27 protein-coding genes are annotated in these 26,233 nt (G+C 60.1%); 13 read left to right on the top strand and 14 right to left on the bottom strand.

Features of this window, described 5'->3' with window-relative positions; translation table 11 throughout:
* Positions 1 to 11: 11 nt before the first annotated feature.
* Genes V7660_RS07325 through V7660_RS07315 form a run of 3 tightly spaced genes read right to left on the bottom strand, consistent with a single transcriptional unit; the run spans position 12 to position 1,971 of the window.
* A complete protein-coding gene (locus V7660_RS07325) occupies positions 12 to 215 on the bottom strand; it encodes a YgaP family membrane protein (RefSeq protein ID WP_335602468.1) in 204 nt (67 codons plus the stop codon).
* Positions 216 to 241: 26 nt separating this feature from the next.
* On the bottom strand, positions 242 to 697 hold the full coding sequence (locus V7660_RS07320; RefSeq protein ID WP_335602467.1) for a thioredoxin family protein: 456 nt from the start codon (positions 695 to 697) through the stop codon (positions 242 to 244).
* Positions 694 to 1,971 carry an NAD(P)/FAD-dependent oxidoreductase gene (locus V7660_RS07315; RefSeq protein ID WP_335602466.1) on the bottom strand — a complete coding sequence of 426 codons (1,278 nt, stop codon included), beginning with the start codon at positions 1,969 to 1,971 and terminating at the stop codon, positions 694 to 696. Before V7660_RS07315 ends, V7660_RS07320 begins: the two co-directional genes overlap by 4 nt.
* 145 nt (positions 1,972 to 2,116) lie before the next feature.
* Between V7660_RS07315 and V7660_RS07310 the strand changes: the two genes are divergently transcribed.
* Genes V7660_RS07310 through V7660_RS07295 form a run of 4 tightly spaced genes read left to right on the top strand, consistent with a single transcriptional unit; the run spans position 2,117 to position 7,044 of the window.
* Positions 2,117 to 2,476, top strand: coding sequence for a rhodanese-like domain-containing protein (locus tag V7660_RS07310; protein WP_335602465.1), 360 nt, complete (start codon positions 2,117 to 2,119; stop codon positions 2,474 to 2,476).
* 1 nt (position 2,477) lies between these two features.
* Complete coding sequence (locus V7660_RS07305; RefSeq protein WP_335602464.1) at positions 2,478 to 3,467, top strand: efflux RND transporter periplasmic adaptor subunit; 990 nt, start codon at positions 2,478 to 2,480, stop codon at positions 3,465 to 3,467.
* Complete coding sequence (locus tag V7660_RS07300) at positions 3,464 to 6,721, top strand: efflux RND transporter permease subunit (RefSeq protein WP_335602463.1); 3,258 nt, start codon at positions 3,464 to 3,466, stop codon at positions 6,719 to 6,721. Before V7660_RS07305 ends, V7660_RS07300 begins: the two co-directional genes overlap by 4 nt.
* Positions 6,718 to 7,044: an ArsR/SmtB family transcription factor gene (locus tag V7660_RS07295; RefSeq protein ID WP_335602462.1), complete on the top strand. Its 327-nt coding sequence runs from the start codon at positions 6,718 to 6,720 to the stop codon at positions 7,042 to 7,044. The genes V7660_RS07300 and V7660_RS07295 overlap by 4 nt, the downstream gene beginning before the upstream one ends.
* A gap of 62 nt (positions 7,045 to 7,106) precedes the next feature.
* Here the strand turns inward: V7660_RS07295 and V7660_RS07290 are convergent, their stop codons facing one another.
* From V7660_RS07290 to V7660_RS07275, 4 genes are all read right to left on the bottom strand, one after another.
* Entirely contained in the window at positions 7,107 to 7,499 is a 393-nt protein-coding gene (locus V7660_RS07290) for a response regulator (RefSeq protein ID WP_335602461.1), read from the bottom strand.
* 77 nt (positions 7,500 to 7,576) lie between these two features.
* Positions 7,577 to 8,194, bottom strand: coding sequence for a response regulator transcription factor (locus V7660_RS07285; protein WP_335602460.1), 618 nt, complete (start codon positions 8,192 to 8,194; stop codon positions 7,577 to 7,579).
* Positions 8,195 to 8,201: 7 nt separating this feature from the next.
* Positions 8,202 to 9,365: a PAS domain-containing sensor histidine kinase gene (locus V7660_RS07280; protein WP_335602458.1), complete on the bottom strand. Its 1,164-nt coding sequence runs from the start codon at positions 9,363 to 9,365 to the stop codon at positions 8,202 to 8,204.
* A 30-nt stretch (positions 9,366 to 9,395) separates the two neighbouring features.
* On the bottom strand, positions 9,396 to 9,662 hold the full coding sequence (locus V7660_RS07275; RefSeq protein ID WP_335602457.1) for a hypothetical protein: 267 nt from the start codon (positions 9,660 to 9,662) through the stop codon (positions 9,396 to 9,398).
* Positions 9,663 to 9,810: 148 nt separating this feature from the next.
* On the opposite strand from V7660_RS07275, the gene ccoN reads away from it, so the two are divergent.
* The 9 genes from ccoN to cobU all read left to right on the top strand — a co-directional run bounded on the left by ccoN (position 9,811) and on the right by cobU (position 18,303).
* On the top strand, positions 9,811 to 11,493 hold the full coding sequence (ccoN, locus tag V7660_RS07270; RefSeq protein ID WP_335602456.1) for a cytochrome-c oxidase, cbb3-type subunit I: 1,683 nt from the start codon (positions 9,811 to 9,813) through the stop codon (positions 11,491 to 11,493).
* Between the two features lie 10 nt (positions 11,494 to 11,503).
* Positions 11,504 to 12,274: a cytochrome-c oxidase, cbb3-type subunit II gene (gene ccoO, locus V7660_RS07265; RefSeq protein ID WP_335602455.1), complete on the top strand. Its 771-nt coding sequence runs from the start codon at positions 11,504 to 11,506 to the stop codon at positions 12,272 to 12,274.
* A 12-nt stretch (positions 12,275 to 12,286) separates the two neighbouring features.
* A complete protein-coding gene (locus V7660_RS07260) occupies positions 12,287 to 12,448 on the top strand; it encodes a cbb3-type cytochrome c oxidase subunit 3 (RefSeq protein WP_300269710.1) in 162 nt (53 codons plus the stop codon).
* Entirely contained in the window at positions 12,441 to 13,325 is an 885-nt protein-coding gene (gene ccoP, locus V7660_RS07255; protein ID WP_335602454.1) for a cytochrome-c oxidase, cbb3-type subunit III, read from the top strand. The genes V7660_RS07260 and ccoP overlap by 8 nt, the downstream gene beginning before the upstream one ends.
* A gap of 9 nt (positions 13,326 to 13,334) precedes the next feature.
* Positions 13,335 to 14,807, top strand: coding sequence for a cytochrome c oxidase accessory protein CcoG (gene ccoG, locus V7660_RS07250; RefSeq protein WP_335602453.1), 1,473 nt, complete (start codon positions 13,335 to 13,337; stop codon positions 14,805 to 14,807).
* On the top strand, positions 14,804 to 15,316 hold the full coding sequence (locus V7660_RS07245; RefSeq protein ID WP_335602452.1) for a FixH family protein: 513 nt from the start codon (positions 14,804 to 14,806) through the stop codon (positions 15,314 to 15,316). The genes ccoG and V7660_RS07245 overlap by 4 nt, the downstream gene beginning before the upstream one ends.
* The gene (locus V7660_RS07240) at positions 15,313 to 17,559 is read left to right on the top strand and encodes a heavy metal translocating P-type ATPase (RefSeq protein WP_335602451.1); all 2,247 of its coding nucleotides are present in this window, start codon (positions 15,313 to 15,315) and stop codon (positions 17,557 to 17,559) included. The genes V7660_RS07245 and V7660_RS07240 overlap by 4 nt, the downstream gene beginning before the upstream one ends.
* Positions 17,560 to 17,565: 6 nt before the next feature.
* Entirely contained in the window at positions 17,566 to 17,718 is a 153-nt protein-coding gene (gene ccoS / locus V7660_RS07235; RefSeq protein WP_335602450.1) for a cbb3-type cytochrome oxidase assembly protein CcoS, read from the top strand.
* Between the two features lie 75 nt (positions 17,719 to 17,793).
* Positions 17,794 to 18,303 (top strand): bifunctional adenosylcobinamide kinase/adenosylcobinamide-phosphate guanylyltransferase, encoded by a 510-nt coding sequence (gene cobU, locus V7660_RS07230; RefSeq protein ID WP_335602449.1) that lies wholly within the window; start codon positions 17,794 to 17,796, stop codon positions 18,301 to 18,303.
* On the opposite strand, the gene cobD is transcribed toward cobU, so the two are convergent.
* Genes cobD through V7660_RS07195 form a run of 7 tightly spaced genes read right to left on the bottom strand, consistent with a single transcriptional unit; the run spans position 18,287 to position 26,140 of the window.
* The gene (gene cobD, locus V7660_RS07225; protein WP_335602448.1) at positions 18,287 to 19,285 is read right to left on the bottom strand and encodes a threonine-phosphate decarboxylase CobD; all 999 of its coding nucleotides are present in this window, start codon (positions 19,283 to 19,285) and stop codon (positions 18,287 to 18,289) included. The two genes, cobU and cobD, sit on opposite strands and share 17 nt — an antisense overlap.
* Positions 19,282 to 20,232 carry an adenosylcobinamide-phosphate synthase CbiB gene (cbiB, locus tag V7660_RS07220; RefSeq protein ID WP_335602447.1) on the bottom strand — a complete coding sequence of 317 codons (951 nt, stop codon included), beginning with the start codon at positions 20,230 to 20,232 and terminating at the stop codon, positions 19,282 to 19,284. Before cbiB ends, cobD begins: the two co-directional genes overlap by 4 nt.
* The gene (locus V7660_RS07215) at positions 20,232 to 21,698 is read right to left on the bottom strand and encodes a cobyric acid synthase (RefSeq protein WP_442910034.1); all 1,467 of its coding nucleotides are present in this window, start codon (positions 21,696 to 21,698) and stop codon (positions 20,232 to 20,234) included. Before V7660_RS07215 ends, cbiB begins: the two co-directional genes overlap by 1 nt.
* A 14-nt stretch (positions 21,699 to 21,712) precedes the next feature.
* Entirely contained in the window at positions 21,713 to 22,474 is a 762-nt protein-coding gene (locus V7660_RS07210) for an ABC transporter ATP-binding protein (protein WP_335602445.1), read from the bottom strand.
* A complete protein-coding gene (locus V7660_RS07205) occupies positions 22,467 to 23,459 on the bottom strand; it encodes a FecCD family ABC transporter permease (protein ID WP_335602444.1) in 993 nt (330 codons plus the stop codon). The genes V7660_RS07210 and V7660_RS07205 overlap by 8 nt, the downstream gene beginning before the upstream one ends.
* Positions 23,456 to 24,283 carry an ABC transporter substrate-binding protein gene (locus V7660_RS07200; RefSeq protein ID WP_335602443.1) on the bottom strand — a complete coding sequence of 276 codons (828 nt, stop codon included), beginning with the start codon at positions 24,281 to 24,283 and terminating at the stop codon, positions 23,456 to 23,458. Before V7660_RS07200 ends, V7660_RS07205 begins: the two co-directional genes overlap by 4 nt.
* Before the next feature lie 9 nt (positions 24,284 to 24,292).
* On the bottom strand, positions 24,293 to 26,140 hold the full coding sequence (locus V7660_RS07195) for a TonB-dependent receptor plug domain-containing protein (RefSeq protein ID WP_335602442.1): 1,848 nt from the start codon (positions 26,138 to 26,140) through the stop codon (positions 24,293 to 24,295).
* Positions 26,141 to 26,233: the final 93 nt, after the last annotated feature.

The following is a 26,233-nucleotide window of genomic DNA, read 5'->3' as shown; positions in this document are numbered from 1 at the left end:
CTCCAGCAGGACTATTTGAAGGCATTCCCGCTTCGGATGCCAAACACCTTGAAGATCATGGCAGCGGGGCAAAATCCGGTGAAGGCGGCCTGGAACATGTTGAGGCCGGCAAAGGCTGTCAGCAGGAACCAGTAGGGCGAGACCCAGTAACCCAGCGCGAGGCTGATCAGGACCACCAGTCCGGCAAATGCGAGTACGGCGCGATCGAGATTCATATCTGTTTTCCTTGATTGAAATATGGTCAGGCTGAGGGGTTGAGAATGTTTACGCTTTCGATCCATTGGGTCAGCATTGGGGCTGTCTGGACGCCAGAGCGCTGGTCGATCACCCGGCCAGCCTGGAACAGGAAAAGCGCGGGAATGCCGCGAACCTGCAAACGGGCAGCCGCATTGGGATGAGCTTCCGAATTGAGCTTCAGGAAGCGCAGATTGCCCGCAAAGTGATTGGCGGCCTCCGCATAGGACGGCCCCATCATCCGGCACGGACCGCACCAGGGCGCCCAGACGTCCAGAAGAAAACTGCCTTCATCGCGTGCCAGCAGGCGATCCAGGATCTTCCCATCCACATCAACAGGCACCTTGCCCGCAAGAAAGGCTTTGCACGATCCGCAATGACCCTGACCTAAAGCCTTTCCAGCCGGGACACGGTTTACCGCGCCACACGCCGTGCAGACAATGTGATGGGCATTTGTCGTCATGAGTGCCCTTTCAATTTGTGGGTCTTCAACAGGCCAAGCGCCGCATTTTCGTAGAAGGTTTCCGATTTGCCCGTGCGCAGCTTGTGCAGGAAATATTTCTCAAAGCCCGCCTTGGCCAGATGAACCCATCCGCCCGAGGCAGACCAGTTGACGTTGCGGGGCGGGATTTGCGGCTGGGCCACGAAGGCCACGCCCCCATCTCCGAAATCAGCAAGGCAGATGGCGTTCCAGGTTGCCTTGTGAGTCGGCTGCTCGCCTTCAATGAGTTGCGCAATATTGCGCGCTGTTGCTTCGACCATGGATTCGATCATGAAGCCTGTCTTCGGCACACCGACCGGCACGGGTGTCTTGCCCATAGGCGGAATGGCAATGCAGACCCCGATGCCGAAGACTTCGGGCCAGGCCGTGTTGCGTTGGAACTCATCGGTCAGGATAAAGCCTTTCGGGTTTACCAGGCCTTCAATGTCGCGCACGGCTTTCACGCCCCGGAAAGGCGGCATCAGCATTGTGTATCGCGTGGGCAGTTCGTGAGCCTGTTTTACCGAGCCATCCTCATTAAGTTCCTCAACGCTCACCTTGTCGGCTTCCGCCTTCACAACGCGTGCATTCGTGATCCACTTGATGTGGCGGTCACGCATTTCACTTTCGAGCAGGCCTTTCGTGTCGCCGACCCCATCCAGGCCGAGATGGCCGATATAGGGCTCTGGCGTGATAAAGGTGATGGGCACCTGGTCGCGGATTTTTCGCTTGCGCAATTCAGTCTCGATAATCATTGCGGTTTCATAAGCAGGACCAAAGCAGGAGGCGCCCTGTGCGGCGCCGATCACGATGGGGCCGGGATTCTTGCAGAATGCTTCAAAGGCTGCGGCGCCCTTTTCGGCGTGATCAATATGGCAGACAGACTCAGTCTGGCCATCGGGCCCGAGGCCCTCGACATCATCAAAGGCGAGCTCCGGACCGGTGGCGATAACCAGATAATCGTAATCCACCTGGGTTCCGTCAGGCATGCGGACACACTTACTGACCGGATCGACTTTTTCCGCCTTGCCGACGATCAGCTCAATGTTTCGCTTGTTCAGCGGCTTTGCGAGATCGACCGTGATCTCTTTCCGGTCCCGCCAGCCGACCAGCACCCACGGATTTGAGGGCTGGAACTGGTAATAATCGGTCTCGCTGATGATCGAGACCTGATGCTTGCGACCGAGCGTTTTCTTGATCTCATAGGCTGCGACCAGTCCACCCAAGCCTGCTCCGAGAATGACAATTTTCGCCATGACTATTCCTCCACGACAGGAAAATGTTGTATATTAGCACTTTCGCAAATACGCAATCTTACCTATATGGGGCGATAGGGCATTGCGCTACATCAAATCCCTGAATGCGCGATGGCGGCAGGCAGGCTTGGCAGAGGAAGAATTCATGGCTGATAAATATGACCTGACACCCCAGAGTGTTCTCAAGGACCTGAGAGCGGGCGAAATTCTGCTGATAGATGTGCGTGAACCGGCAGAATTTGCGAATGAGCGGATTCATGGCGCGCTCCTGCATCCGCTATCGACGTTCGAGCCAAAGGCATTTCCCACAGATGGAAATCGACGGATCGTATTCCAGTGTGGGTCCGGCAAGCGGTCAAGAATGGCGCTGAACAATTTCATGAAAGAAACCGGCATTGAGGCCGCTCATCTTGCAGGCGGTATCGCGGCATGGAAGTCAGCGCAGCAACCCTGCATTCGGTTGGACCCGGCGACGGGCGCCATCGTCGACAAAGGGGATTATTGATATGATTGCGCGACTGATCAGCAGCTTGGCCGTGGGCCTCGTCGTCAGTGCGACGGCCTTGGCGCAGACGCTCACAATCCAGGAAGCCATCATTACGGACTATCGACCTGTCGTCGGGCGGATTGAGGCCAGTGACACGACGATGGCGCGGTCGCGTCTTCAGGGCGTGGTCACACAGCTGAGTATTGATGAGGGGCAGGTGGTAAAAGCTGGTGAAGTGGTTGCGTTCATCGCCGATGACACGATTGCACCTCAGATCAATGCCCTTAAATCCCGCGTCGATGGTCTCACGGCCCAAGTTACCCAACAGGAAGAAGATCTGGCGCGCGCCAGCAAACTGCTTGCAGATGGCTTTTACCCGAAGGCCCGGTTCGAACAGGAAAAAGCCGCGCTGGATATCGCCAAGACCAACCGCGTCTCCGCAGAAGAAGAGCGCCGCAGCCTGATCGCTCGCCGTGCGGAAGGATATGTTCGCGCGCCCGTCGACTCGCGGGTGACAGAGGTTCTTGTGGTCGAGGGCAGCGTTGTGTCTCCAGGCCAGGTCCTCGCCAATCTTGCCACGCTCGATGGCTTGGTGCGCCTCTCTCTGCCGGAGCGGCATTTGAGCTTCCTGGTCGAGGGCGGGGAGGTTTCCTTGCGCTTGCCCGCCCGTGAAAACGACGTGCGCACCGCCCGGATTGAAAAGATTTATCCAGCACTGCGCGACGGTGCCGTGGTCGCGGACGCCGTGGTCGAGGGCGGCCTCAATGCGCTGGTTGGCGAACGCGCGGATGTTCTCGCGCCAGTTGGTGACCGCCGGGCGATCATCCTGCCGCAGGAGTATGTCACGACCCGCTATGGCGTGGACTTTGTCCGCGTCAAAGTCGGTGAGCGCTTTGTCGAGGCGCCGGTCGTTCTGGCCGAGCCGCTGGTGTCGAATGGTGTTTTTGAAGTTCTGTCCGGTCTGAGGCCGGGCGATGTCGTTGCCTTGCCTGGGACTGAAAACTCATGAAGGCCGATATCTCCGGCTCGATTACACGAGCAACAATCCGGTCACCTCTCACGCCGCTCATTCTGCTGGCAGCGCTCGCTGTCGGGCTGATCGCGCTGCTGACCATCCCCCGCGAGGAAGAGCCGCAGATATCGGTTCCGATGGTCGACATCCTTGTCCAGTCGCCTGGTCTGCGGGCGGCCGATACAGTCGAGCAGGTGACAGAACCGCTGGAAGAGATCGTCAAGGCGATTCCGGATGTCGAGCATGTCTACAGCCAGAGCCGGGATGATGGCGCCATCGTCACAGCGCGGTTCATGGTCGGGACGGACGCGGATGATGCGATCCTGAGAATTCATGAGAAGATCCGGGCCAATATCGACCGGATTCCCCCTGAGGTTCCCATGCCACAAGTCGTGGGCCGTGGCATTGATGATGTGCCGATTGTCGCCCTGACCCTGTCTCCGGAACCCTGGACCGGGGATGTCTGGAATGACACCAGCCTGCGTATGCTGGCAGATGAAGTGCTCAAGGAACTGGTGAAAGTCGAGAATGTCGGGCTGACCGATGTGATTGGCGGACGCAGTCTTGAACTCCGCGTCGAGCCGGACATTGAGGCCTTATCATCCTACGGCGTATCGCTGCAGGCTCTGGTGGACGCGACCGCGCAGGCGGTACAGGCGCGCCCGATCGGTACGGCGCGTGGGTCGGGTGACTCGATCATCATCCAGGCCGGCGACCGTATTACGGCTGTAGGAGATCTTGAGCGACTGGAAATCCAGGCGCCGGACGGGCGCATGGTCTATCTCTCCGATGTTGCGCGAGTCCGCGTTGCAGGCATTGAAACCGAGGCGCGGGCCTGGACGCTGGAGCGGAATTCCCAGCGCTCTGAATTTGAAGCCTTGCCGGCGGTTACGCTGTCGCTTGCGAAGCGGCCAGGCGCCAATGCCGTGGTTGTTGCGGACGAGATTCTCGAACGCCTTGAACTGCTCGAGCGGGAGATGATCCCCGAAGGCGTCCATATTGCGGTGACCCGTAATTATGGTGAAACGGCAAACCACAAGGCCAATGAGCTGCTCTTCCATCTGGGGCTGGCAACGGTTTCGATTGTGATCCTGATCGCCTTCGCGATCGGCTGGCGCGAAGCGCTGGTCACACTCATTGTTATTCCGACCACCATCCTGCTGACCCTGTTTGCGTCGCTGATGATGGGCTACACAATCAACCGGGTCAGCCTGTTTGCCCTGATCTTCTCGATCGGTATTCTGGTTGATGATGCGATCGTCATGATCGAAAATATTTCCCGACACTGGGCCATGAGAGACGGCAGGACGCGCATACAGGCGGCCATTGATGCGGTGTCGGAAGTTGGCAACCCAACGATTGTTGCCACACTGACTGTCATTGCGGCCCTGTTGCCTATGATGTTCGTGTCCGGGTTGATGGGGCCTTATATGGCGCCCATTCCGGCGAACGCGTCCGCAGCCATGCTCTTTTCCTTCTTTGTCGCGGTGGGCATCGCGCCTTGGTTGTTGATGAAGATTGCCGGAAATGCACCGGTCAGTGGCCATGCGGAGCATGAGGAAACCCGGCTGGGCAAGTTCTACAGATCGGTCGCAGGGCCAATCGTTGCGAGCCGGAAGAATGCCTGGCTTTTCCTAGTGATTGTCGGCATTGCCACGCTTCTGTCGCTCACGCTGTTTGCGACCAAGTCGGTCACGGTCAAATTGCTGCCGTTTGATAACAAGTCGGAAATCCAGATTGTGCTCGATATGCCGGAAGGCGCGGCTCTGGAGGAAACCGAGCGCACACTGTTTGCGCTGGCCGCCACCATGTACGAGGTCGAGGAGGTGGAATCCGTCCAGGCCTATGCTGGCACCGCGGCGCCCTTCAATTTCAATGGCCTGGTCCGCCACTATTTCCTGCGCGCTGCGCCGGAGCTGGGAGACCTTCAGGTCAATCTGCTGGAAAAGAGCCACCGCGTCCGGTCGAGCCATGATATCGCCCTTGTCCTGCGGGACGCGTTGCATGCCGTGCCGCTACCGGAAGGCGCCAGTGTCAAAGTAGTCGAAGTGCCGCCCGGCCCGCCTGTCCTGTCTACGCTGCTCGCCGAGATCTATGGCCCCGACGCTGAAACCCGGCGCAAGACGGCCGATGTGGTGGAGCAATTGTTCCGGGAGACAGAGTACATTGTCGATGTCGACAATTCCTTTGGCGGCCCGCAGCCGCGTCTTGTCCTGTCGGTCAATGAAACCGTGGCGTCAGATCAAGGAATCGCGGAGCAGGATGTCCTCGATTCCCTCGCCCTGATCTATTCCGGTCAGATTGTCGGCGTTGCCCCGCGCGGCGAAGGACGCGATCCGCTTTCCGTGGCCGTCCGCCTGCCGAAATCGGCGCAGGTCTGGTCGGAGCGCACGGCGAGCCTGCCGGTCCCCATGCGGTCGGGAAACCAGTCTGTTGAACTCGGTACGCTGGTCGACGCGCACATGGAATCGGGATCAGCCACGATCTTCCGGCGGGATGGGTATTTCGCTGACATGGTCATGGGCGAACTCGCCGGCCGGTTCGAAGCGCCAATCTATGGCATGCTGGAAATTCAGGATCGGGTCGCAGCATATGACTGGGAAGGCGCAGGGCTCGAGCAGCCTGCCATTCGCCTTTATGGTCAGCCATCTGATGAGTCAAAGCCGTCGCTCCTCTGGGATGGGGAATGGGAAATCACTTATGTCACCTTCCGTGACATGGGCATGGCCTTCGGTGTGGCGCTCGTCGCGATCTATATCCTTGTGGTTGCCCAGTTCGGCACGTTCCGGACCCCGCTCGTCATCCTGACGCCTGTGCCGCTCACGCTAATCGGCATCATGATAGGGCATTGGCTGTTCGGCGCAGCATTCACAGCAACCTCCATGATCGGCTTCATTGCCCTGGCGGGGATCATCGTGCGCAACTCGATCCTGTTGGTCGACTTCGTGCGGCATGGCCAATTTGCGGACAAGCCGCTGAGTGAGGTCCTGCTGGATGCCGGGGCGATCCGGTTCAAGCCGATCCTGCTCACCGCCCTGGCGGCGATGATCGGGGCGGCCGTGATCCTGACGGACCCCATCTTCCAGGGGCTTGCGATTTCGCTCCTGTTCGGTCTCGCTTCGTCCACGGCCCTGACCGTGCTTGTCATCCCGGCCATCTATGTTGCGCTGAAAGGCCCGGACTGGGTCGCGCCCGTTAAGACAAATGCAGACGGCGACGCTTCCGATCACACCGAGGTGCAACCTGCATGACCAAGCGCCAAGGTATCCAGCCCGATCCTGATGCGGTGGAGGCCTTGGCGGACCAGATTGGCGATGTCTGCGCTACCCTGAGAGCGATGGCCAATGAGACCCGCTTGCGCATTCTCTGTGTGCTGTTCGATGGTGAGATGCCGGTGAACCAGATCGCGGAGTCTGTCGATCAGTCCCTTTCGGCCGTGTCGCAGCATTTGTCCAAACTGAAGGCCGAAGGACTGGTGACGTCTCGACGGGACGGGCAGACAATCTTCTACCGGTCGACGGGAGGCGTGGGCACAGCGGTCATCCAGACGCTGTGCAAATTCTACGAACATTGAAGTCTGGGGCAGGCCGTTCGATTCGTACGCTCCGGAACTGTCCCTCACGGCCAAACACGGGATCAGTGGACCTGCTTCGCGGCCTCTGACAACCGGTCCAGCATATCCTGGGGGTCTGAGGATTTCTCGACGACGTCCGTGTACCCAGCCTTTATCGCGCGATCCCGCAGTGTCGCCGAGTAGAATCCTGTGATCAGGATGGCGGGAGTTCTGTCCCCGGCAAGTCTCATCTTTTCCAGTAGGTCCACGCCGTCAAACCGTGGCAGCTTGTAGTCAATCAACAGGCAGTCCACCTGCAGGCTCGGCTGGTTCATCAGGATTTCCATGCCGTTCCTGTAGGAGTCGACGGCAAACCCGCGTGAGCGCAGGAGCATCATCAGAGAATAGCGGACTTCCTCATCATCTTCGACAAGGGCCACCTTCAGCAGTTTGGGCTGTGAAGCTGATTGATTCATGAAGTAGTGGTCTCGAAATTACTTGAGTCATACCTCTACGAGTGGCGAGGTTTGACGTCTCTAGGTACTCTTACCTATCAGACCTGAGTGCGGCCGCGGTCCGCCATGAAGGCGATTCGCAGGGCTGCAGAGAGACTGTCTGCTTCCAGTTTTTCCATGAGATTCGCGCGGTGGATCTCCACCGTCCGGGGCGAAATCGACAGCGTGTCGGCGATGGCCTTGTTGGTCATTCCATCGACCAGGCAGTCGAGCACTTCTGTCTCTCGCGTTGTCAGTTGCGTGAGTTTCGCGACAGCTTCGTTTTTCAGTCCGGTCTGGGCTTCTTCGTCGGCCATGCGACTGAAGCCGGTCTCGATAGCCTCCAGAAGCGCCTTCTTTTCATAGGGTTTTTCAAGGAATTCGATGGCGCCATTCTTCATTGCCTGGACAGCGACGGATACATCTCCATGACCTGTCAGCACGATAATTGGCATCTTGTTGCCCCGGTCTGACAGGGCCTGCTGAACCGCCAGTCCATCCATGACAGGCATCCGCACATCGAGGAGGATACAGGCAGATTCGTTCGGTGCGTATTCGTCCAGAAAGGTCACGCCGTCAGGATAGGTTTTCACCGTATAGCCGGCATGACGCAGCATGAAGCTGGCGGAATGCCGGATGGCATCATCATCATCGACGAGAAAAATGGTTTTGGTCATTGTTTGCTCACCCTGCAACGTCAGTGGCGACTCTTAAAGTAAACGTGAAGGAGGCTCCAGAGCCGGGTTCAGACGTTACCGCTATCGAACTCCCATGAGCTTCAATAATGGTCTGGCAAATCGATAGCCCGAGGCCCATGCCGCTGGCTTTCGTTGTCTGGAACGCATCGAAGGGGGAATGGAGCAATTCTTCCGAAAGGCCGGGACCATTGTCCTTCACCTCAATCGACACTTCGTCGCCCGACATGCGCGCATGAATCCAGACCTGAGGATTCTCTGTATCGGAGAGGGCCTCGATCGCGTTCCGGACGAGATTGGCGAAGACCTGCCGCAATTGGAGTCGGTCGGCCATGACCGATATGTCGGGATCTTCCATCCTGAGCACCACCCGGGCGTGTTGGCCCTCGATGCCGACCTTGGCAATGGTCACGGCATCATCGATGATGCCCTTCAGGGCCGCGGGTCTCAGATCGAGTTCGCCGCGCGAAACATAGTCGCGCAGCCGGCGAACGATCTGCCCTGCGCGGATCGATTGTTCCGCCGCAGCCGACAGCGCTTCCTGCACCATGGCGAGATCATTTTCACTGGGCTCATCCAACAGATCTCGTGCGGCTTCGAGATAGTTGGCAACGGCGGTCAGGGGCTGGTTCAGTTCGTGCGCCATGGCGGATGCCATGGTGCCCACTGCGCTCAGACGCGAAAAATTTCCGAGTTCTGCCTGGAGCTCGCCGATTCTGTGCACATTGGCCTGTTTCTCGGTGATGTCGCGAATGAAGCCGGTGAACAGCTTGCGGTCACCGATATTGGCTTCGCCGATCTTCAGTTCGACGGGAATTGATTCGCCATTGGCGAGGCGCGCTTCCACGATCCGCCCGATGCCGATGATCTGGCGCTCGCCGGTCGCGAGATAATTGCGGATGTACTGATCGTGATGCGTCTGGTCAGACTGGGTCATCAGGCATTTGATGTTGGTCCCGACCACATCTTCTGATTTGTAGCCGAACAAATTCTCGGCTGCGCGGCTGAACGCCATGATGATTCCGACATCATCAATCACGATCATCGCGTCTGGCACGGACAGCAGGATGGATGTGAGAATCGACTGGAGGGAATCCGAATCCTGAAAGTCGGAATTCTCGATGCGCCAGAGATCAGACAGGGGATTCGGCATGTCCCCGCCACTGTAGGTGCGCCGGGACATTTAGGAAAGTACGGACCTCGTGCGGAGACGCGAATGCCGCAGGTCGTTCAGCAGCAGCGCGCCGGCCGTCAACACTCCCAGCAGAAGGGCGTAACAGCCCCAGCAATGCATAGGGGAGACGCCGCCCCCCTCAAGAGGCACCGTGACCGACTCTCCGAGGCAACTCGGGATGATAAGCGTAGCCTGGGCTGAAGCCTGCAATGTCATCTTGATAATGCCCGCCACGATCAGTGCAGCAGCGGCGGCGTAGGAATAGGTTCGTTTCATGGACAGCGCCCTCCAGTTCGAGCCTCCGTCTAGAAGACGAGGACGAACTGTCCCATAGGGGAAAGCCCCTATACGCGCGGCGAAGCGATCATCCTAATCAAGCCCAATACGACTGAACCGCTACACTCTGCGGAAGGGGCTGAATAGAATGACATCGAGAACCATTTCATCAAATCCCGGTGGTGGGAGCATCGCAAGTGTTTCTGCACTGGTCGCGGTGTTCGGGGTCCTGGCCCTGATCATCGCGGGGCGCACAATCGATCATGCCATGGGCATACAGGCGATGACGTTCATCGTGCTGGTGACGGCATTTCTCGTCGGCACGGGAATGTGGGCCGGCAATCTGATCAATCGCAATCCATTCGACGAAACTCGTTATGAGGACACGCTGGTCAAGTTTGGTGTGTTCGCGTCCGTATTTTGGGGGATTGCCGGGCTTCTGGTCGGTGTGATCATCGCGCTGCAACTGACCTTTCCGAACATCTTCTATTTTCCTGAATTCGGATGGACGAATTTCGGCCGGTTGAGGCCTCTGCATACCAGTGCGGTGATCTTTGCGTTCGGTGGCAACGTCTTGCTGGCGACCAGCTTCTACGTGGTCCAGCGCACCTGCCGGACCCGTATCGCAGGCGGCATGTGGCCGTGGTTCGTTTTCTGGGGCTACCAGTTCTTCATCGTGCTTGCGGCAACCGGCTATCTGCTCGGCGTCACGCAGTCGAAGGAATATGCTGAACCCGAATGGTATGTGGACCTCTGGCTGACCATCGTCTGGGTGGCCTACCTGCTCGTCTTCCTCGGCACGCTGTGGAAACGAAAAGAGCCGCACATCTATGTGGCGAACTGGTTCTACCTGTCCTTCATCGTGACCATTGCGATGCTGCACATCGTCAACAACCTCTCGATTCCGGTTTCCTGGACCGGCACGAAGTCGGTGCAGATATTTGCCGGCGTGCAAGATGCCATGACGCAATGGTGGTATGGCCACAACGCGGTCGGCTTCTTCCTGACCACCGGCTTCCTCGCCATCATGTATTACTTCATTCCGAAGCGGGTGAACCGGCCGGTCTATTCCTACCGCCTGTCGATCGTCCATTTCTGGAGTCTGATCTTCATCTATATCTGGGCCGGTCCGCACCATTTGCACTACACGGCGCTGCCGCAATGGGCGCAGACCCTCGGCATGACCTTCTCAATCATGCTCTGGATGCCCAGCTGGGGCGGCATGATCAACGGTGTCATGACCCTGTCGGGCGCCTGGGACAAGCTGCGCACGGATCCGGTGGTCCGCATGATGGTCGTCTCGCTGGCCTTCTACGGCATGGCGACCTTTGAAGGGCCGCTGATGTCGGTTCGCGCCGTCAACTCGCTCAGTCACTATACGGAATGGGGCATCGGCCATGTCCATTCGGGCGCACTCGGCTGGGTCGGCTATATCAGCTTCGGGGCGCTCTATTGCCTCGTGCCGTGGCTCTACAAGAAAAAGGCGCTGTTCTCGAAGTCTCTCGTCGAGTGGCACTTCTGGATCTCCACGATCGGCATCCTGTTCTACATGATCTCCATGTGGTTCGCCGGGATCATGGAAGGCCTGATGTGGCGCGCCTACAATGAATACGGCTTCCTCGAATACAGCTTCGTCGAGACCGTTGAGGCAAAGCATATCAGCTACATGATCCGTGCCCTTGGCGGTGGCCTCTACTTCAGCGGCGCCCTGATCATGGCCTACAATCTCGTGCGCACCGCACTGGGCCATGGCGCTGCCGAGCCGGTCGACTCCAAGCCTGACCCATACGCAACTCCCGAACCGCGCACGACGCTGGTTCCAGCTGAATAGGAGCGACTCCATGAGCATCATGAACAAACATGGGTTGCTGGAGCGGCACTCGCTTCTGCTCACCGTCGGCATCCTTGTCGTTGTGTCGATTGGTGGCCTGATCCAGATGGCGCCCCTCGCCTACATGGACAACACCATCGAGAAGGTGGACGGGATGCGTCCTTATACGCCGCTCGAACTTATGGGCCGGGATATCTATGTCCGTGAGGGCTGCTATGTCTGCCACAGTCAGATGGTGCGGCCCCTGCGCGACGAGGTCGAACGTTACGGCCACTACTCTCTGGCGGCGGAAAGCATGTACGACCATCCGTTCCAGTGGGGCTCCAAGCGCACGGGACCGGACCTGGCCCGTGTCGGCGGCAAGTATTCTGCGGAATGGCAGGTCGACCACCTCAAAGACCCGCGGGCGCTAGTCCCGGAAAGCGTCATGCCGCCTTACGCCTTCCTGGCGGACAAGAAGCTGAACTTCGACCGTATCGCGGAGCGCCTGCGCACGGAGCGCATGCTTGGCGTACCCTACACGGATGAAATGATCGAGAATGCCGAGGGCCATCTCTACGCCCAGGCCGATCCAGACGAAAAAGGATATGATCACCTTGATAGCTTACTTGAGCAATATGATGGCGCATCCGGGCGCGAGGGCTCCGTTGAGTTTCGCGACTATGATGGTGATCCTGGGCGCGTCACGGAGATGGATGCCATTGTGGCCTATCTCCAGATGACCGGCACGCTCGTCGACTTCTCGACCTATGAAGCTGATGACCTCAGCAACCGGCGCTAGGAGGCAACCCGCATGTATGAAGCACTCTCAAGTTTCGCCCAGACCGGTGGCCTGGTCTACTTTGTCCTGATGTTTGCCGGAGCCCTTGTCTACGCCCTTTGGCCCAGCAACCAGGATACTTTCGACCGCGCCGCCAATTCTCCGCTTGAAGACAAGGGGCCATCAAATGACTGATGAAACCAAGGACATCGACCAGTATTCCGGCGTTGAGACGACCGGACACTCCTGGGACGGGATCAAGGAACTGAATAATCCGCTGCCGCGCTGGTGGCTGTATGTCTGGTACATGTCAATCGCGTGGGCGATCGTCTACATGATCCTGATGCCTGCCATTCCCGCCCTGCCGGGGCTTGGCACCAATACGAAGGGCCTCCGCGGTCATTCGGACCGGGTCGAAGTCGCCAAGGCGGTCACTGAACTCAAGACGGCGCGGGATGCACAATCCGTCGTCCTTCTGGATGCCGGGCTCGAGACAATTGAGACGGACCGCACCTTGCAGCAATTTGCGCTCGCCATGGGCGAAAGTGCTTTCGGGGACAATTGCGCAACCTGCCATGGGGCAGGGGGACGCGGCGCAATTGGCTATCCGGCGCTGGCAGATGATGTCTGGCTCTGGGATGGGTCGCTCGACGGTATTGAATACACGATCCGTCACGGTATCCGTCACGATACGGATGATGTAACACGTTTCTCCGCCATGCCCGCTTTTGGCCGTGATGGCCTGCTGAAGCGTAGCGAGGTCGACGATCTGGCGCAATATGTGCTCAGTCTGTCGGGGCGTAGCGAGAACAGCGACGCCGTCGCACGGGCAGCGCCGATCTTCCAGCAGCAATGCTCTACCTGCCATGGGGCAAACGGAACGGGGGACCGCACGCAAGGCGCGCCGAACCTGACCGATGCGGAGTGGCTGTATGGCGGCCGCGTGGCAGATATCGAAGCCACGATCTACAATGCGCGTAACTCCCACATGCCCGCATGGGATGACCGGCTCGACGATGCCACCATCAAGGCGATTGCCGTATATGTGCACTCGCTGGGCGGTGGGGAATAGGGGCCTTTCATGGGCAGCACGACGCTGATCGAACAGACCACGGACCTCTCCACCCCCACGGGTGGGGAGCCTCCGCGTCATGAGGACCTCTACGCCAAGCGCAAGCAGATCTACCCCAAGCTGGCACATGGTAAGTTCCGGATGGTCAAATGGATCGTCATGGCGGTCACGCTCGGCGTCTATTACGGCTTGCCATGGGTGAGGTGGAACCGGGGCGAGGGCATTCCCGATCAGGCCGTGCTGGCCGATTTCGCAAGTGAGAAATTCTACTTCTTCTTCATCGAGCTCTGGCCACAGGATATTCACTATATGGCGGGCGGGCTGATCCTTGCCGCGCTGTTGCTCTTTCTTGTGACGTCACTGCTGGGACGGGTTTGGTGCGGGTACACCTGTCCGCAAACCGTCTGGACCGATCTTTATATCTGGGTCGAGCGCGCCTTCGAAGGCGACCGGGCGGCCCGTATGCGGCTCGATAATGCGCCTTGGACGGCAAACAAGCTCGCCCGCAAACTCGGCAAGCATATTGTCTGGCTGGTCATTGCCTTCTGGACCGGCGGAGCCTTCATTCTCTACTGGCATGATGCGCCGACTGTCGCCTCCGGTTGGTTCACAGGCGATGCCCCCCTCACGGCCTATTGGTTCGCCGGTATTCTCACCCTCACGACCTACTTCCTGGCAGGGACGATGCGCGAACAGGTGTGTACCTATATGTGCCCCTGGCCGCGCATTCAGGGCGCGCTGACGGATGAGCAGGCCCTCAATGTTACCTATCGTTATGACCGGGGCGAGCCACGCGGGCCGAAGCGCAAATCCGAAAGCTGGGATAATCGCGGTGACTGCATCGATTGCAATCAGTGCGTTCAGGTCTGCCCGATGGGCATCGACATCCGCGACGGGGAACAACTCGAATGCATCCATTGTGCGCTTTGTATCGATGCCTGTGACGAGATCATGGTCAAGGTTGGTCGGCCCAAAGGCCTGATTGCCTATGACACGCAAATCGCCGTGGCGGCGCGCAATGAAGGCCAGACACCGCCCAAGCACAGGCTCATCCGGGCCCGGACCGTCGTTTATGCCGTTGTCATGCTGGCTATTGGCGGATTGATGGCGTGGGGGCTTGCGACCAAATCGACGATTGAAGCGAATGTCCTGAAGGACCGCTCGCCGCCCTTTGTGACCCTTTCAGATGGTCGCATTCAGAATGGATACACGCTCAAGCTCGTGAACAAGGCAAGTGAACCGCGTACAATGCTACTCAGTGTCAGCGGACCGGAAGGCGTGTCCTATAAGGTCATCGGCATGGAGCATGACGGGGAAGACGTGCTGGAGCTGCCGGTCGAGGCGTTTGGCGTGGATCGTTACCGCATCCTTGTTTCGGCTGATGCGGGCGCCCCTCGCCGGCAGGTGATCTTCACCGTGCGCGATGGGATGACAGGTGAAACGGATGTGAACATGTCTTCTTTCAGAGGAGCTGAACAATGACTGACCAGACGATGATGGCAGACGAAACCGCGCCCCGCGGGAAACTCACCGGATGGCATGTCCTCTGGATCATGCTCGGCTTCTTTGGCCTGATGTTCACGGTGAATGGCATCTTCCTTTATCATGCCATCACCAGCTTTCCCGGCGAGGACGTGAAGAAGTCCTATTTGCAGGGACTGGACTATAACAGCGCGCTTGAGGCGAAGGCAGCTCAGGAACTGCTCGGCTGGAACGCTGCGGCTGGCCTTTATGATGAGAACCTTGTTTTCAATCTGGTCGATGCCGACGGCAATCCGATTTCGGCGCGTCTCGTGTCTGTCGAATTGCGCCATCCGGGAAGCACGACTTACGATGAAAGCGTGGTGCTCGAATCGTACGGTTCGGGCGACTATGTGACGAGTGTCTCCGAATTGCCGACTGGCCGATGGGACGCCCAGTTTCAGGTCTTTGACCCAACCGGAGAAAAAGTTGTGTTTCGCGCGAACAAGCGGATCGTGATTGTGCCATGACAGCGCTGATCCCCACCGCACCCGGCTGTCCTTCAGGCCTGTCGCCTGTCACCGCGCGGGATACCAAGACGGGCTATACGGGCTTCGTCCGTGATGTGGGCGACGAACACGCAATCGATCTCGTGGTGCGGGGGGCGAAATGTGGTGGCTGTCTCAGCAAGATCGAGAAATCCGTCTCAGCCCTGCCGGGTGTGACGCAGGCGCGGTTGAACCTGTCGAGCGGACAGATGCGGGTACGGTGGACCGGCCCGCTTGCCGCTGACAGGATTGCCCAGACGATTTCCGATCTTGGATATGGCGTTGCGGCGCAGGCAGCCGATACCGGCGCAGCCGACAAGGCGCGCGAAGAACGCTCCCTCCTTATCTCGATGGGCGTTGCGGGCTTTGCGGCGGCCAACATCATGTTGTTGTCCGTATCGGTTTGGGCAGGAACCGGGGAAATGGGCGAAGCCACACGGCAAACGCTGCATGCGCTCTCCGGCGTGATTGCCCTGCCGGTCCTCCTGTTCTCCGGACGCCATTTCTTCCGGTCGGCCTGGGCTGCCCTGCGCAACGGTCATGCGAACATGGACGTTCCGATCTCGCTGGCCCTCAGCCTCGCCTTCGGAGTCAGCGTCTTCGAAACCCTGCGCGGCGGCGAACATGCCTATTTCGATGCGGTCGTGATGCTGTGCTTCTTCCTGTTGATCGGCAGGTTCCTGGACGCACGTCTGCGCCGACAGGCTCATGCGGCCGCAAATGCCCTGGCGGCGATGCAGACAAGCGCCGTGACGCGTCTCACCGACAAGGGGGAGGCCGTCTCTGTTGCGGCGAGAGATGTCGCCGCAGGCGACCGGATCCTGCTGGCACCGGGCGAACGTGCCATGGTCGACATGCGGATCTTTGACGGTGTTAGCGATGTGGACGAAAGCCTCGTGACGGGGGAATCCCTGCCGCGCACGTTCTCTCCCGGCATGACCCTGCATGCGGGCGCCATCAACGTGTCGGCGCCCCTGCGGGGCGAAGCACTGAAAGTCGTTGAAGAGTCGCTGCTGTCCCAGATCGGGGAAATGCTGGAAGCTGGCGAACAGCGCCGCTCGGCCTATCGCCGGATCGCTGATCGTGCAGTCTCTATCTACGTACCATTCGTTCACACGACTGCAGCGCTGGCCTGTCTCGGATGGCTCTTGCTCGGCGCATCGCTGCCTGATGCCCTGATGATCGCTGCGGCGACCCTGATCATTACCTGTCCCTGCGCGCTCGCCCTTGCGGCGCCCGTGGCTCAGGTCGTGGCAGCCGGTCGTCTGTTCCGCAAGGGTGTGTATCTGCGGTCTGGTGATGCCTTCGAACGGCTTGCGGAAATCGACCATATTGTCTTCGACAAGACGGGAACGCTCACCCTCGGCACACCGAAGCTCGAAGGCATGGTTTTGAGGGGCCAGTCCCTCGCGCTGGACTCCCCGGAAGCCAAGGCCATGTTGGCCGACGCGGCGAGCCTGGCGCGGGTCAGCCACCATCCGCTATCCCGCGCCCTGGTTGCCACGGCAGGCCCAGGCGCCGCGCGGGAAGGTGTGCGGGAGATCGCCGGATGTGGGCTTGAAGCTTCGGTGGACGGCCAGACATGGCGGCTCGGCTCTGCGAACTGGATCGGCACCGACAAGGCCTTGGCCGCTGCCTCCGGGCCGTCCCTGTGGTTTGCGCGGGGGGATGCGCCAGCCGTGCAATTCCGGTTTGTCGACAATGTTCAGCCCGGCGCTGCGGAGGCACTGAACACGCTGCGCGCCCAGGGCATCGACCTGGAGATTGTCTCGGGCGACCAGAACGGCGCTGTCGCATCGCTCGCCGGAACGCTTGGCATTGCCGATTGGACCGGAGAAGCCTCGCCACAGGCGAAAGTCGCCCGTCTGGAAACCCTGCGGGGCCAGAACCACCGCGTCCTCATGGTGGGCGACGGCCTGAATGATGCGGGCGCGCTCTCTCTAGCGCACGCTTCGCTGGCTCCGGGGGCCGCGATCGACATCAGCCAATCCGCCAGCGACGCCGTGTATAGTGGCGGGCTCGACGCCATCCCCGTGATCTTGCGAGTCGCCAGGAAAACCCGCGCAATCATGCGGCAGAACTTTGCACTGGCAGCCGCCTATAATGTCATCGCCGTCCCGATTGCGGTGACGGGTCATGTCACCCCGCTGGTGGCCGCCATTGCCATGTCGCTGTCCTCCATTATCGTCACTCTGAATGCGATGCGGCTTCAGATTGAGGAATAGAAATCCATGACGATCATCGTCTATCTCATTCCCGTTGCCTTGGGGCTGGGTCTGCTGGGGCTTGGCGCCTTCATCTGGTCCATACGCTCCGGTCAGTTCGACGACATGCAGGGGCCTGCCTACCGCATTCTTGACGATGATGACGATACCCCCGCCTGAGCATTTTGGGGCCGCCTAAACGGATCGGACCCAAATGACTTGGCGAAACGGATGCGACACGGCTTATAGGACAGCATGACCACATTTCTGATTCTCGGCGGCGCAAGGTCCGGCAAGAGTTCGCGGGCGCAATCGCTTGCGGAGGCAGCCGCACCGCGCCGCGTCTTCGTGGCCACGGCCGAGGCGCTCGACGAGGAAATGACAAGCCGGATCAGCAGGCACCAGGCAGATCGGGGGGAAGGCTGGCGGACCATCGAAGCGCCGATTGATCTGGTGTCCATAATCCAGAACTCATCCGCTTCAGATGAATTCGTTCTGATTGATTGCCTGACGCTCTGGCTGTCCAACCTCTTCCATCATGACCGTGACGTTGAGACGGAAGTGGCCGCACTTTGTGAGGCGCTCCGAGCCTCGCCGGCTCAAATTGCGCTCGTCTCAAACGAAATCGGTCTGGGTCTTGTGCCGGAGACCCCGCTGGGCCGGGCTTTCCGCGATGCGCAGGGCCGGCTCAACCAGAAGGTCGCCGCCGTGTGCGATCATGTGGAATTTGTCGCGGCCGGCCTGCCGCTCAAGCTGAAGGGCTGAGCGCTGCTCTCAGGCGGGCTTCGCCAGCTTCGTCGGCAGGTAGGCCAAAGCGGAGATGCTCCTCCGACCAGGGGAAGCGACGCACATAGATGCCAGCTTCGGCAAGCTGGCGCCAAACCCCATGCGCACCTTCGCATGAGACAAAGCGAAAAAGATCGGTTCCCTGAATATGTCTGAAGCCAACATCGCGTAAGATCAGGTCGAGTCGCTTACGCCCCCCTTCAAGTCTCTTGCGCATATCTGCCTGCCAGGCATGGTCTGAATAAGCTTGGGCCCCAACTTCCAGCGCGAGGCCTGATACAGGCCAGACCCCCAGCAGATTTGTCATCTCCGCGAGAATTTTCTCCGGTGCGAGAATGGCTCCAAGACGCAGGCCAGCCAAACCAAAGAATTTCCCGAAAGACCGAAGCACAATCAGGCCGGGTTCACCGCCATATTGGGCGAGGCTGAGGTCGGGAGCGAGGTCGGCATAGGCTTCGTCAACGATCAACCAGCCCCCGCGTTTCGCCAACTCCCGCCTGAGCGCGTTCAATTCGGAGGGATCGAAAAACCTGCCATCGGGATTGTTTGGATTGCAGAGCACAACGGCATCTGCCGTTCTGGTCAGCGACATGGGGTCATGCGTCTCGATCACCTCGCACCCCGCTGCGCGCCAGACCTGGGCATGATCCCCATAGCTTGGGTGAAGTACGACAATGCGGTCAGGCGAGATGATCCGGGGCAGGAGCCGGATAAGCAATTCGCTCCCCGGTGCAAGCACCACTGTATCAGAGGAGGCGCCAATGGCGTTCGCCAACACCGACCGGCAATGATGATAGGCGGTTTGGGTGGGCAAATGCTGGAGGGTGTCCGACGGAAAGGGCGAGACAGGATAGGGCCACGGATTGATCCCGGTCGACAAGTCTACCCACGGCTTGGGCGCGTCGGGAAACGCCTCACGCATCCGATCAAGAGAGCCGCCATGCAAAAGATCGTCCCTCACACCAAGACCTCCGACAGCGCCATGAGCGCAAGAATTCCCAGTGCGAGCACACAAACATTTCTATAAAGGCCCAGTCCGCGCTTGAGGTCTTCCGGCGCCGGATCCCGCGCTTCGCCATTCAGCCACGGCTCATTATTCGTCTGTCCTTCGTATGCGCGCGGACCGGAGAGCCGTATGTCCAAGGCTCCCGCCATGGCGGATTCGGGCCATCCTGCGTTCGGGGAGCGGTGATGGCGCCCATCCCGCAGCATGATTTTTACGGCGCGCCACCGGACTGCAACTATACAGATCAGGCCGCCCGTGAGTCGGGCCGGGATCAGATTTACGAGATCATCAAGGCGCGCTGCCACGCCACCAAAGGCGGAGTATTTTTTACTCCGATGTCCAATCATTGAGTCCAGCGTATTGATCGCCTTGTAGGCGGCCATGCCGGGCAGGCCGAAAAGCATTCCCCAGAAGACAGGTGCTATCACGCCGTCAGACATGTTCTCCGCGAGGCTTTCCAAGGCCGCGCGGGCGAGTCCTGTATCGTTCAACTGTGCCGGGTCCCGCCCGACGATCATCGACACGGCTTGCCGGGCAGAGCCGAGATCTCCGGTAGCCAAAGGTCGTGCCACATTGGCGACATGTGTGTAGAGGCTGCGCGAAGCAATAAGCGGTGAGGCCAGGGCGGCTTCAACCAGAAATCCTGCATATGTCTGCGGCAAGGCAGACGAGATCGCGTATGCCAAGGCGGTCACGCCGCCTACAATCAGGAGTGTGGAAATGCCGCCCAGGACATAGCGGAGGGCATGAGCCCACTCCGCTCGGTTCAGGGTCTGGTCCAGGCGGTGGATCAAGCCTCCGAGCCATACGACCGGATGCCCAATACGCTTGTAAACTTGGTCAGGCCATCCGAACGCGGCCTCGATCCCCCACGCGCAGAGCATCAACAGCGCGAACCCCATCAGGCTTTCCGGCGCCAGCCGGGCGCTTCCGCCAGTTTCAGCAGGGCATCAATGTCGACGGCCTGTTCCACACCATCGGCCAATTCATCAAGAGCGGTATCCACGGCTCCCTCGTAATCCAGACTGGACTGGCCCTCATATCCCGCTTGCTTAAGCCAGGCTGCGCGAAACGCGTTGCCCGAGAAGGCCCCATGCAGATAGGTGCCTGCGATCCGCCCATTCGGGCTGCGCGCGCCGTCAGCTTCGTCCTGGAAGCGCGCGAACGGCCGATCCGTGTCAGGCCCGGCGGTTCGCCCTGCATGGATGACGTAACCCGATGTCTCGTGCCCGGTTACCGCGCATACGCCAATGACCGGACGCACATCCTTGTGGCGCGTCATGACCGTCTCAACATCCAACAGGCCGAGACCCGGCGCATCGCCCGGCTCGCCATCGACGCCGAGAGCGTCTGAAACGCGGCGCCCAAGCATCTGGTAGCCTCCGCAGATGCCGAGTACCCGGCCACCGGCGCGGGCATGGGCGATGATGTCATGATCCCAGCCCTGGGCGCGCAGAAATGCCAGATCGCCCAGCGTGGATTTCGTGCCGAACAGGATAACCACATCGATGTCGCGTGGAATGGGCTGGCCCGGTGGGATCCAGCTGAACGCAACATCCTGTTCCAGTTTCAGGGGATCGGCATCATCGAAATTCGCAATCCGCGACAGCATCGGTGCGGCGATCTTCAGTGTCTTGCCTGCGGGAGAGGGTGGCCTGTCGAGCGCGAGCGCATCTTCGGCGGGCAATTTGCTGGCAGCGGGCAGCCAGGGGATCACGCCGAGGCAGGGCCATTTGGTGCGCGTTTCGATTTCGGTCACGCCATCATCGAACAGGCTGAGATCGCCCCGAAACTTGTTGACGAGGAATGCTCGGATCATCGCGGCATCCTTCTTGTCGATCACCTTCCGTGTGCCGACGAGGCTTGCGATCACGCCGCCTTTTTCAATATCTCCGACAAGGCAGACCGGCACGCCTGCGCGCCGGGCGAAGCCCATATTCGCGATGTCCCGGTCTCGCAGATTGGTCTCGGCCGGACTGCCCGCACCCTCGACGATGACAAGGTCGTGCGCAGCGGTCAGCCGGTCAAAGCTTTCGAGAACCGCGCCCAGCAACTGGTCGCGATTGGCCATATAGTCCGCTGCTTCCATGGCGTGCAGTGCCTTGCCCTGCACGACGATCTGGGCCGTGCGATCAGATTGCGGTTTCAGCAGGACAGGGTTCATGTCCGTATACGGCGCGAGTCCTGCCGCGCGCGCCTGCAGGGCCTGCGCCCGTCCGATCTCGCCGCCGGTCGGGCAGGCGGCCGCATTGTTCGACATGTTCTGCGGCTTGAAGGGCGCCACGCTGAGGCCGCGTCGCCTCGCGATCCGGCAGAGAGCGGCTGTCAGGACAGACTTCCCGACATCCGAACCCGTGCCCTGCAGCATCAAGGCCCGCGCTGTCACGCGGCACCTTCGATATGGATGTGGGCGCCATCAACCCGCGCCGTGACGCCATAGATGTCTTTGAGCCGCTCTGCCGTCAGCGTCTCGGCTGGGGGACCGTCCGCAACAATCCGGCCTTCCTTCATCCAGATCAGGCGCGATGCATAGCGCGCGGCCAACTGAATATCATGCAGCACCACAAGGGCACCGCCGCCCTGGTCGACATAAGCCCGGATCAAGTCAAGGATACGGAATTGCTGACGCGGGTCGAGCGCGGCAATCGGCTCATCCGCCACCAGCAGCGGCGCTTCGGCGGCAAAGGCGCGGGCACAATGGACGCGGGCGAGTTCCCCACCCGAAAGCGTATCTGTCCGACGGCTTGCCAGGTCGGTCAGTCCGCAAGCCTCCAGCGCGCGGTCCACGGCTTCGGCATCCAGCCCTTTCAGGTGGCCGAGTGGCGCGCCATGACTGAAGCGCCCGAGCGACACCACATCCCGTACCGCATTGGGCCAGGCCAAGGGCCGGATCTGGGGCAGGTAGGCAATCTGCCGGGCGCGCTGCGCAGGCGAAAGACTGTGAACTGGCTCTCCGTCCAGCAAGCTGCGTCCGTCATCGGCGGATTGCAGTCCGATCCCGGCGCGGATCAGGCTCGTCTTGCCTGCGCCATTGGGGCCGAGCAGAGCAACGAACTCGCCCTGGGCCAGTTTGAAACTGGCGCTCTCTACTAGCGTCGTAGCACCTGCGCAGAGGGTGAGGTTTTCAACACTGAGATCAGTCATTTCCGCCCCGCCTCTGCATGGCGATCCAGACGAAGGCCGGTGCCCCGATCAATGCCGCCACGACGCCGAGCTTCAGTTCGGCCGAGGTCGGCAACAGACGCACGAAGATGTCCGCCACGACCAGGATCAGGCCGGAGAGCAGCGCCGATGGCGCAAGGGAACGCGCCGGATCATGGCCCACGAACGGCCGGATGAGGTGCGGCGCGACAATGCCGACAAAGCCGATGGCGCCGGCCAGTGCGACCGCCCCACCTGTGGCGAGGCCTGCGCCGACCACTGTGAAGATGCGCTGGCGTTGCAGGTCGAGCCCGATCCCGCTTGCGGCTTCCTCGCCCAGCGTCAGGGCCGACAGGCCGCGCCGGGTGGCGAACAGGATTGCGCCGCCGGCCAGGATGAAGGGCGCGGCGAGGGTGATCTCGTCAAAGCTGCGATTGGCGACCGACCCCAGCATCCAGTTGATCATGTCCGACAAGGAGAATGGGTTCGGCGCGAGGTTCATCAACAGGCTCATCGCCGCCCCGGCAAAGCTCGACAGGCCCACGCCGATCAGGATCAGTGTAACCACGGATTGTGTGCGAAGGGCGGCGAGGGTGATCAGGGCGGTAGCCGCCAGGGCGCCGATGATCGCTGCGAGAGGCACGGCCCAGGGCGTGATCGAGGCGATCCCGTAATAAAGCGCAAACGTGGCCATCAGCGAGGCCGAGGCCGAAACACCGAGCACACCGGGCTCTGCCAGCGGATTCCGCAGCAGACCTTGCAAGGCCGCGCCGCTGATCCCGAGGGCTGCACCGACGATATAGGCGGAAATCGCGCGCGGCAGGCGGATCTGCCAGACGACCAGACGGTCGCCGGCGTCTGCACCGCCGAACAGGGCCGCCAGCAGCCGGTCAGCGGGAAGGGCGGTCGAGCCGAGGAAACAGGCGGCAATGATGGCGAGCACACTCGCCCCGATCAATACCGGCATCAGCAGACTTTCGCGGGTCATTGCGTTTCCCCTCCGGCCAGCGCCTCAATCGCGTCCATCAGGAACCAACCGCTGCAGGAGGTCCATGCGCCTTCCAGCGAGACCACTTCGCTCTGGGTGAGTTGCGCTTTCGCGACCGGGTGTTTCATCGGGCTCCACGCATCGGGATGATTGGTCCGTGATCCGAAAAAGGCGGCCGCCACAACATCGGGCTTTTCATAGGCAAGGGTCTCCAGAGGAAGGGACCGCCAGCCATATTGGTCTTCCATATTGGTCAGGCCTGCGGCCACGATCATTTCGTGGATCAGGGAGCCGGGGCCTGTCGTGACGCCTGCGGGCGTCATGTAGAGCGCTGTCTCGCCGGTGCTTCGCTTTTTCAGGTGGGCCAGCCGCTCCTGCATGTCTTCATTAACGGCTGCGCCGCGTTCGGATTCTCCGAGCGCGTCGGCTATACGCTGCGTGTTTTCCATCACGGACGGAATATCCGGTGTCCAGCCAATGTCCACTACGGGCACGCCGGCCTTCTCGAAGAAGGCTGCCGCGTTGGGTCCGCCCCCATAGGAGCGAACCACAAGGTCCGGTTTGAGGATCAGCACGTCTTCCGCATTCGGGCGCACCGTCGGCACACCGGCTGCTGCTGCTCGCATATAGGAGAATTCCCGGCCTGCATCCGGCGACAGCGCAAGGATGCGGTCGCGGTCCACGAGTTTGAGAACATATTGGTCGGCACAATAGTCGAGGCTGACAATCCGGGCAGGCCGTTCGGGTCTTGCGGGCGTCTCCTGGTTCACCCGTTCGCAGGCGGACAGGAAGAATGCAAGGAACAGGATCATCAGTCTCGACATGGGGGCGCCTTAGTATCGCAACCGGATTCCGATAGAGCCGGACAGGCCGGGCGTGCCATAGCCCAGGATCTGCTGGTACTCTTCATCGAACAAATTCTCGATCCGGCCATACAGCTCAATGGTCTCGTTGAGATCATAGCTGCCGGTCAGGTCCACACGGGTCCAGCTGTCCAGTTCGGAGCCCTCTGTATTGGCTTCCTCGCCATTGTACTGAACCAGTACGGCGCCCGAGATAGGCCCGTCCGGGTCAAGCGACACGCTGACATTGCCCGTATTCTCCGGGAGACGGGTCAGTTCATTGCCCTCACCGTCTTCGGCGTCGATGAAGGTGTAGCTTGCCGCCACGCCCAGCCAGTCAGTCACACTATAGGCGCCGGTCAGCTCGATGCCCTGAGAATCCACAAGCGCGATATTGTCGTATCCGGCCGTGTAGGAAAAATCGATCAGATTCTCGGTCTCCTGATCGAACACGATCGCGCCAAGTGTCAGGCGCTGGTCGGATGACTGCCACTGAACGCCGATGTCAAATGCTTCGGAGGTTTCCGGTTCGAGATTGGCATTCGGCTCGGTCTGTCCGCAGAAGGAGCAGATATAGGTCGACTGGAAGATGCTCGGGGCCTTGAAGCCCTGGGCCCAGCTGGCCTTGAAGGTCACTTGCTCGGTCGCAGTCCATGCGGCGGCCACACGTCCGGTTGTTTCTGATCCAAATGTTTCGTGGTCATCCACCCGAAGCCCGCCCGTGAGGGTCAGATCTTCGACGGGCTTGAATTCGTACAGGGCGAAGAGACTGTCGATGGACGAGTCCTGCTCATTCGCAGAGGTCTCTTCACGTTCCGCGCCAAACGCCAGCGTGTTGGCATCATTGATCGCCAGTGTGCCCTGGTAGCGATAGAGAACCCGGTCGCCCTCAGTGAAGTAGCTCTGAACTCCATCTGAGATATTTTCCCGTTCGATATCGGCATAGCCGATCTGAACGAGGTTCTCGAGCCGGCCATCCAGCAGGGGAATTTTCAGCGAGATATTTCCAGACAGGGTTTCGGAATTGCTGACTTCGTCGCCATCCGCCACGCTGCCCTGCGCGCCAGAGGCATAGCTGTCATATTCGGATTCTGCATCACTCCAGAGAAGGCTTGTGTCCAGCCGGATATTTGCAGGAAGGTTCAGCCCGCCCTTCGCCGCGATGGTGTGAGACTCATAACCATCGTCTTCGGAATTGCCATTGGCTTCGTCCGCCTTGGAAATGCCGTCACTGCTCAGGCCGGTGGCCGCCAGCCGGAAATCCCCGGTTTCGTTCGCATTGCTGATCGCGGCGCCGCCGCGAAGCGTGTTGAAGGAGCCGTATTCACCGAACAGCGTGCCCGACAGGCCCTCTGCCGGCCGCTTGGTCGTAATGGAAATTACGCCGCCAATGGCGTCACTGCCCCAGAGCGTCGATTGGGGGCCTTTCAGTACTTCGATGCGGTCGATATTATCCGTGTCCAGATGGGCGAAATTGTAGCCGCCGCCGGTGCCGGTCGGATCATTGACCGGAATGCCATCAATCAGGACCAGCGTCTGGTCCGTCGAGGCGCCGCGGATGCGTACGCTGGCATTTCCGCCGAATGCGCCATTCTGGTTGATGGTCACACCGGGCGCAGTGGCGACCGCGTCGAGCGCAAAGTCGACGCCCAATTGGTCGAGATCCTCTCGTGTGATGACGGAGACGCTGGAGCCGACTTCCGTCAGTGTCTGATCTAGGCGCGATCCGTTGACGATGATCGCGTCCAGTTTTGTTTCATCGGCACCCGTGATCTGGCCGGTGGCCGAGACGGTAAAACCGAAAGCAACAGCCCCAAGCAGGACGGTTTTGTACAACATGTGTTTTCCTCGCATCCCAGCCGCCCGAATGGTGGATGCAGTTCATAACGACAATCTGGCCTCACCGGGAATTCGGTGCGGACGGCCAGGCCC

This window comes from Hyphomonas sp., assembly GCF_036964145.1.
Lineage (GTDB): Bacteria > Pseudomonadota > Alphaproteobacteria > Caulobacterales > Hyphomonadaceae > Hyphomonas.
The sequence above is the reverse complement of the archived record's forward strand: the minus strand, read 5'-3'. Positions and strand labels throughout refer to the sequence as shown.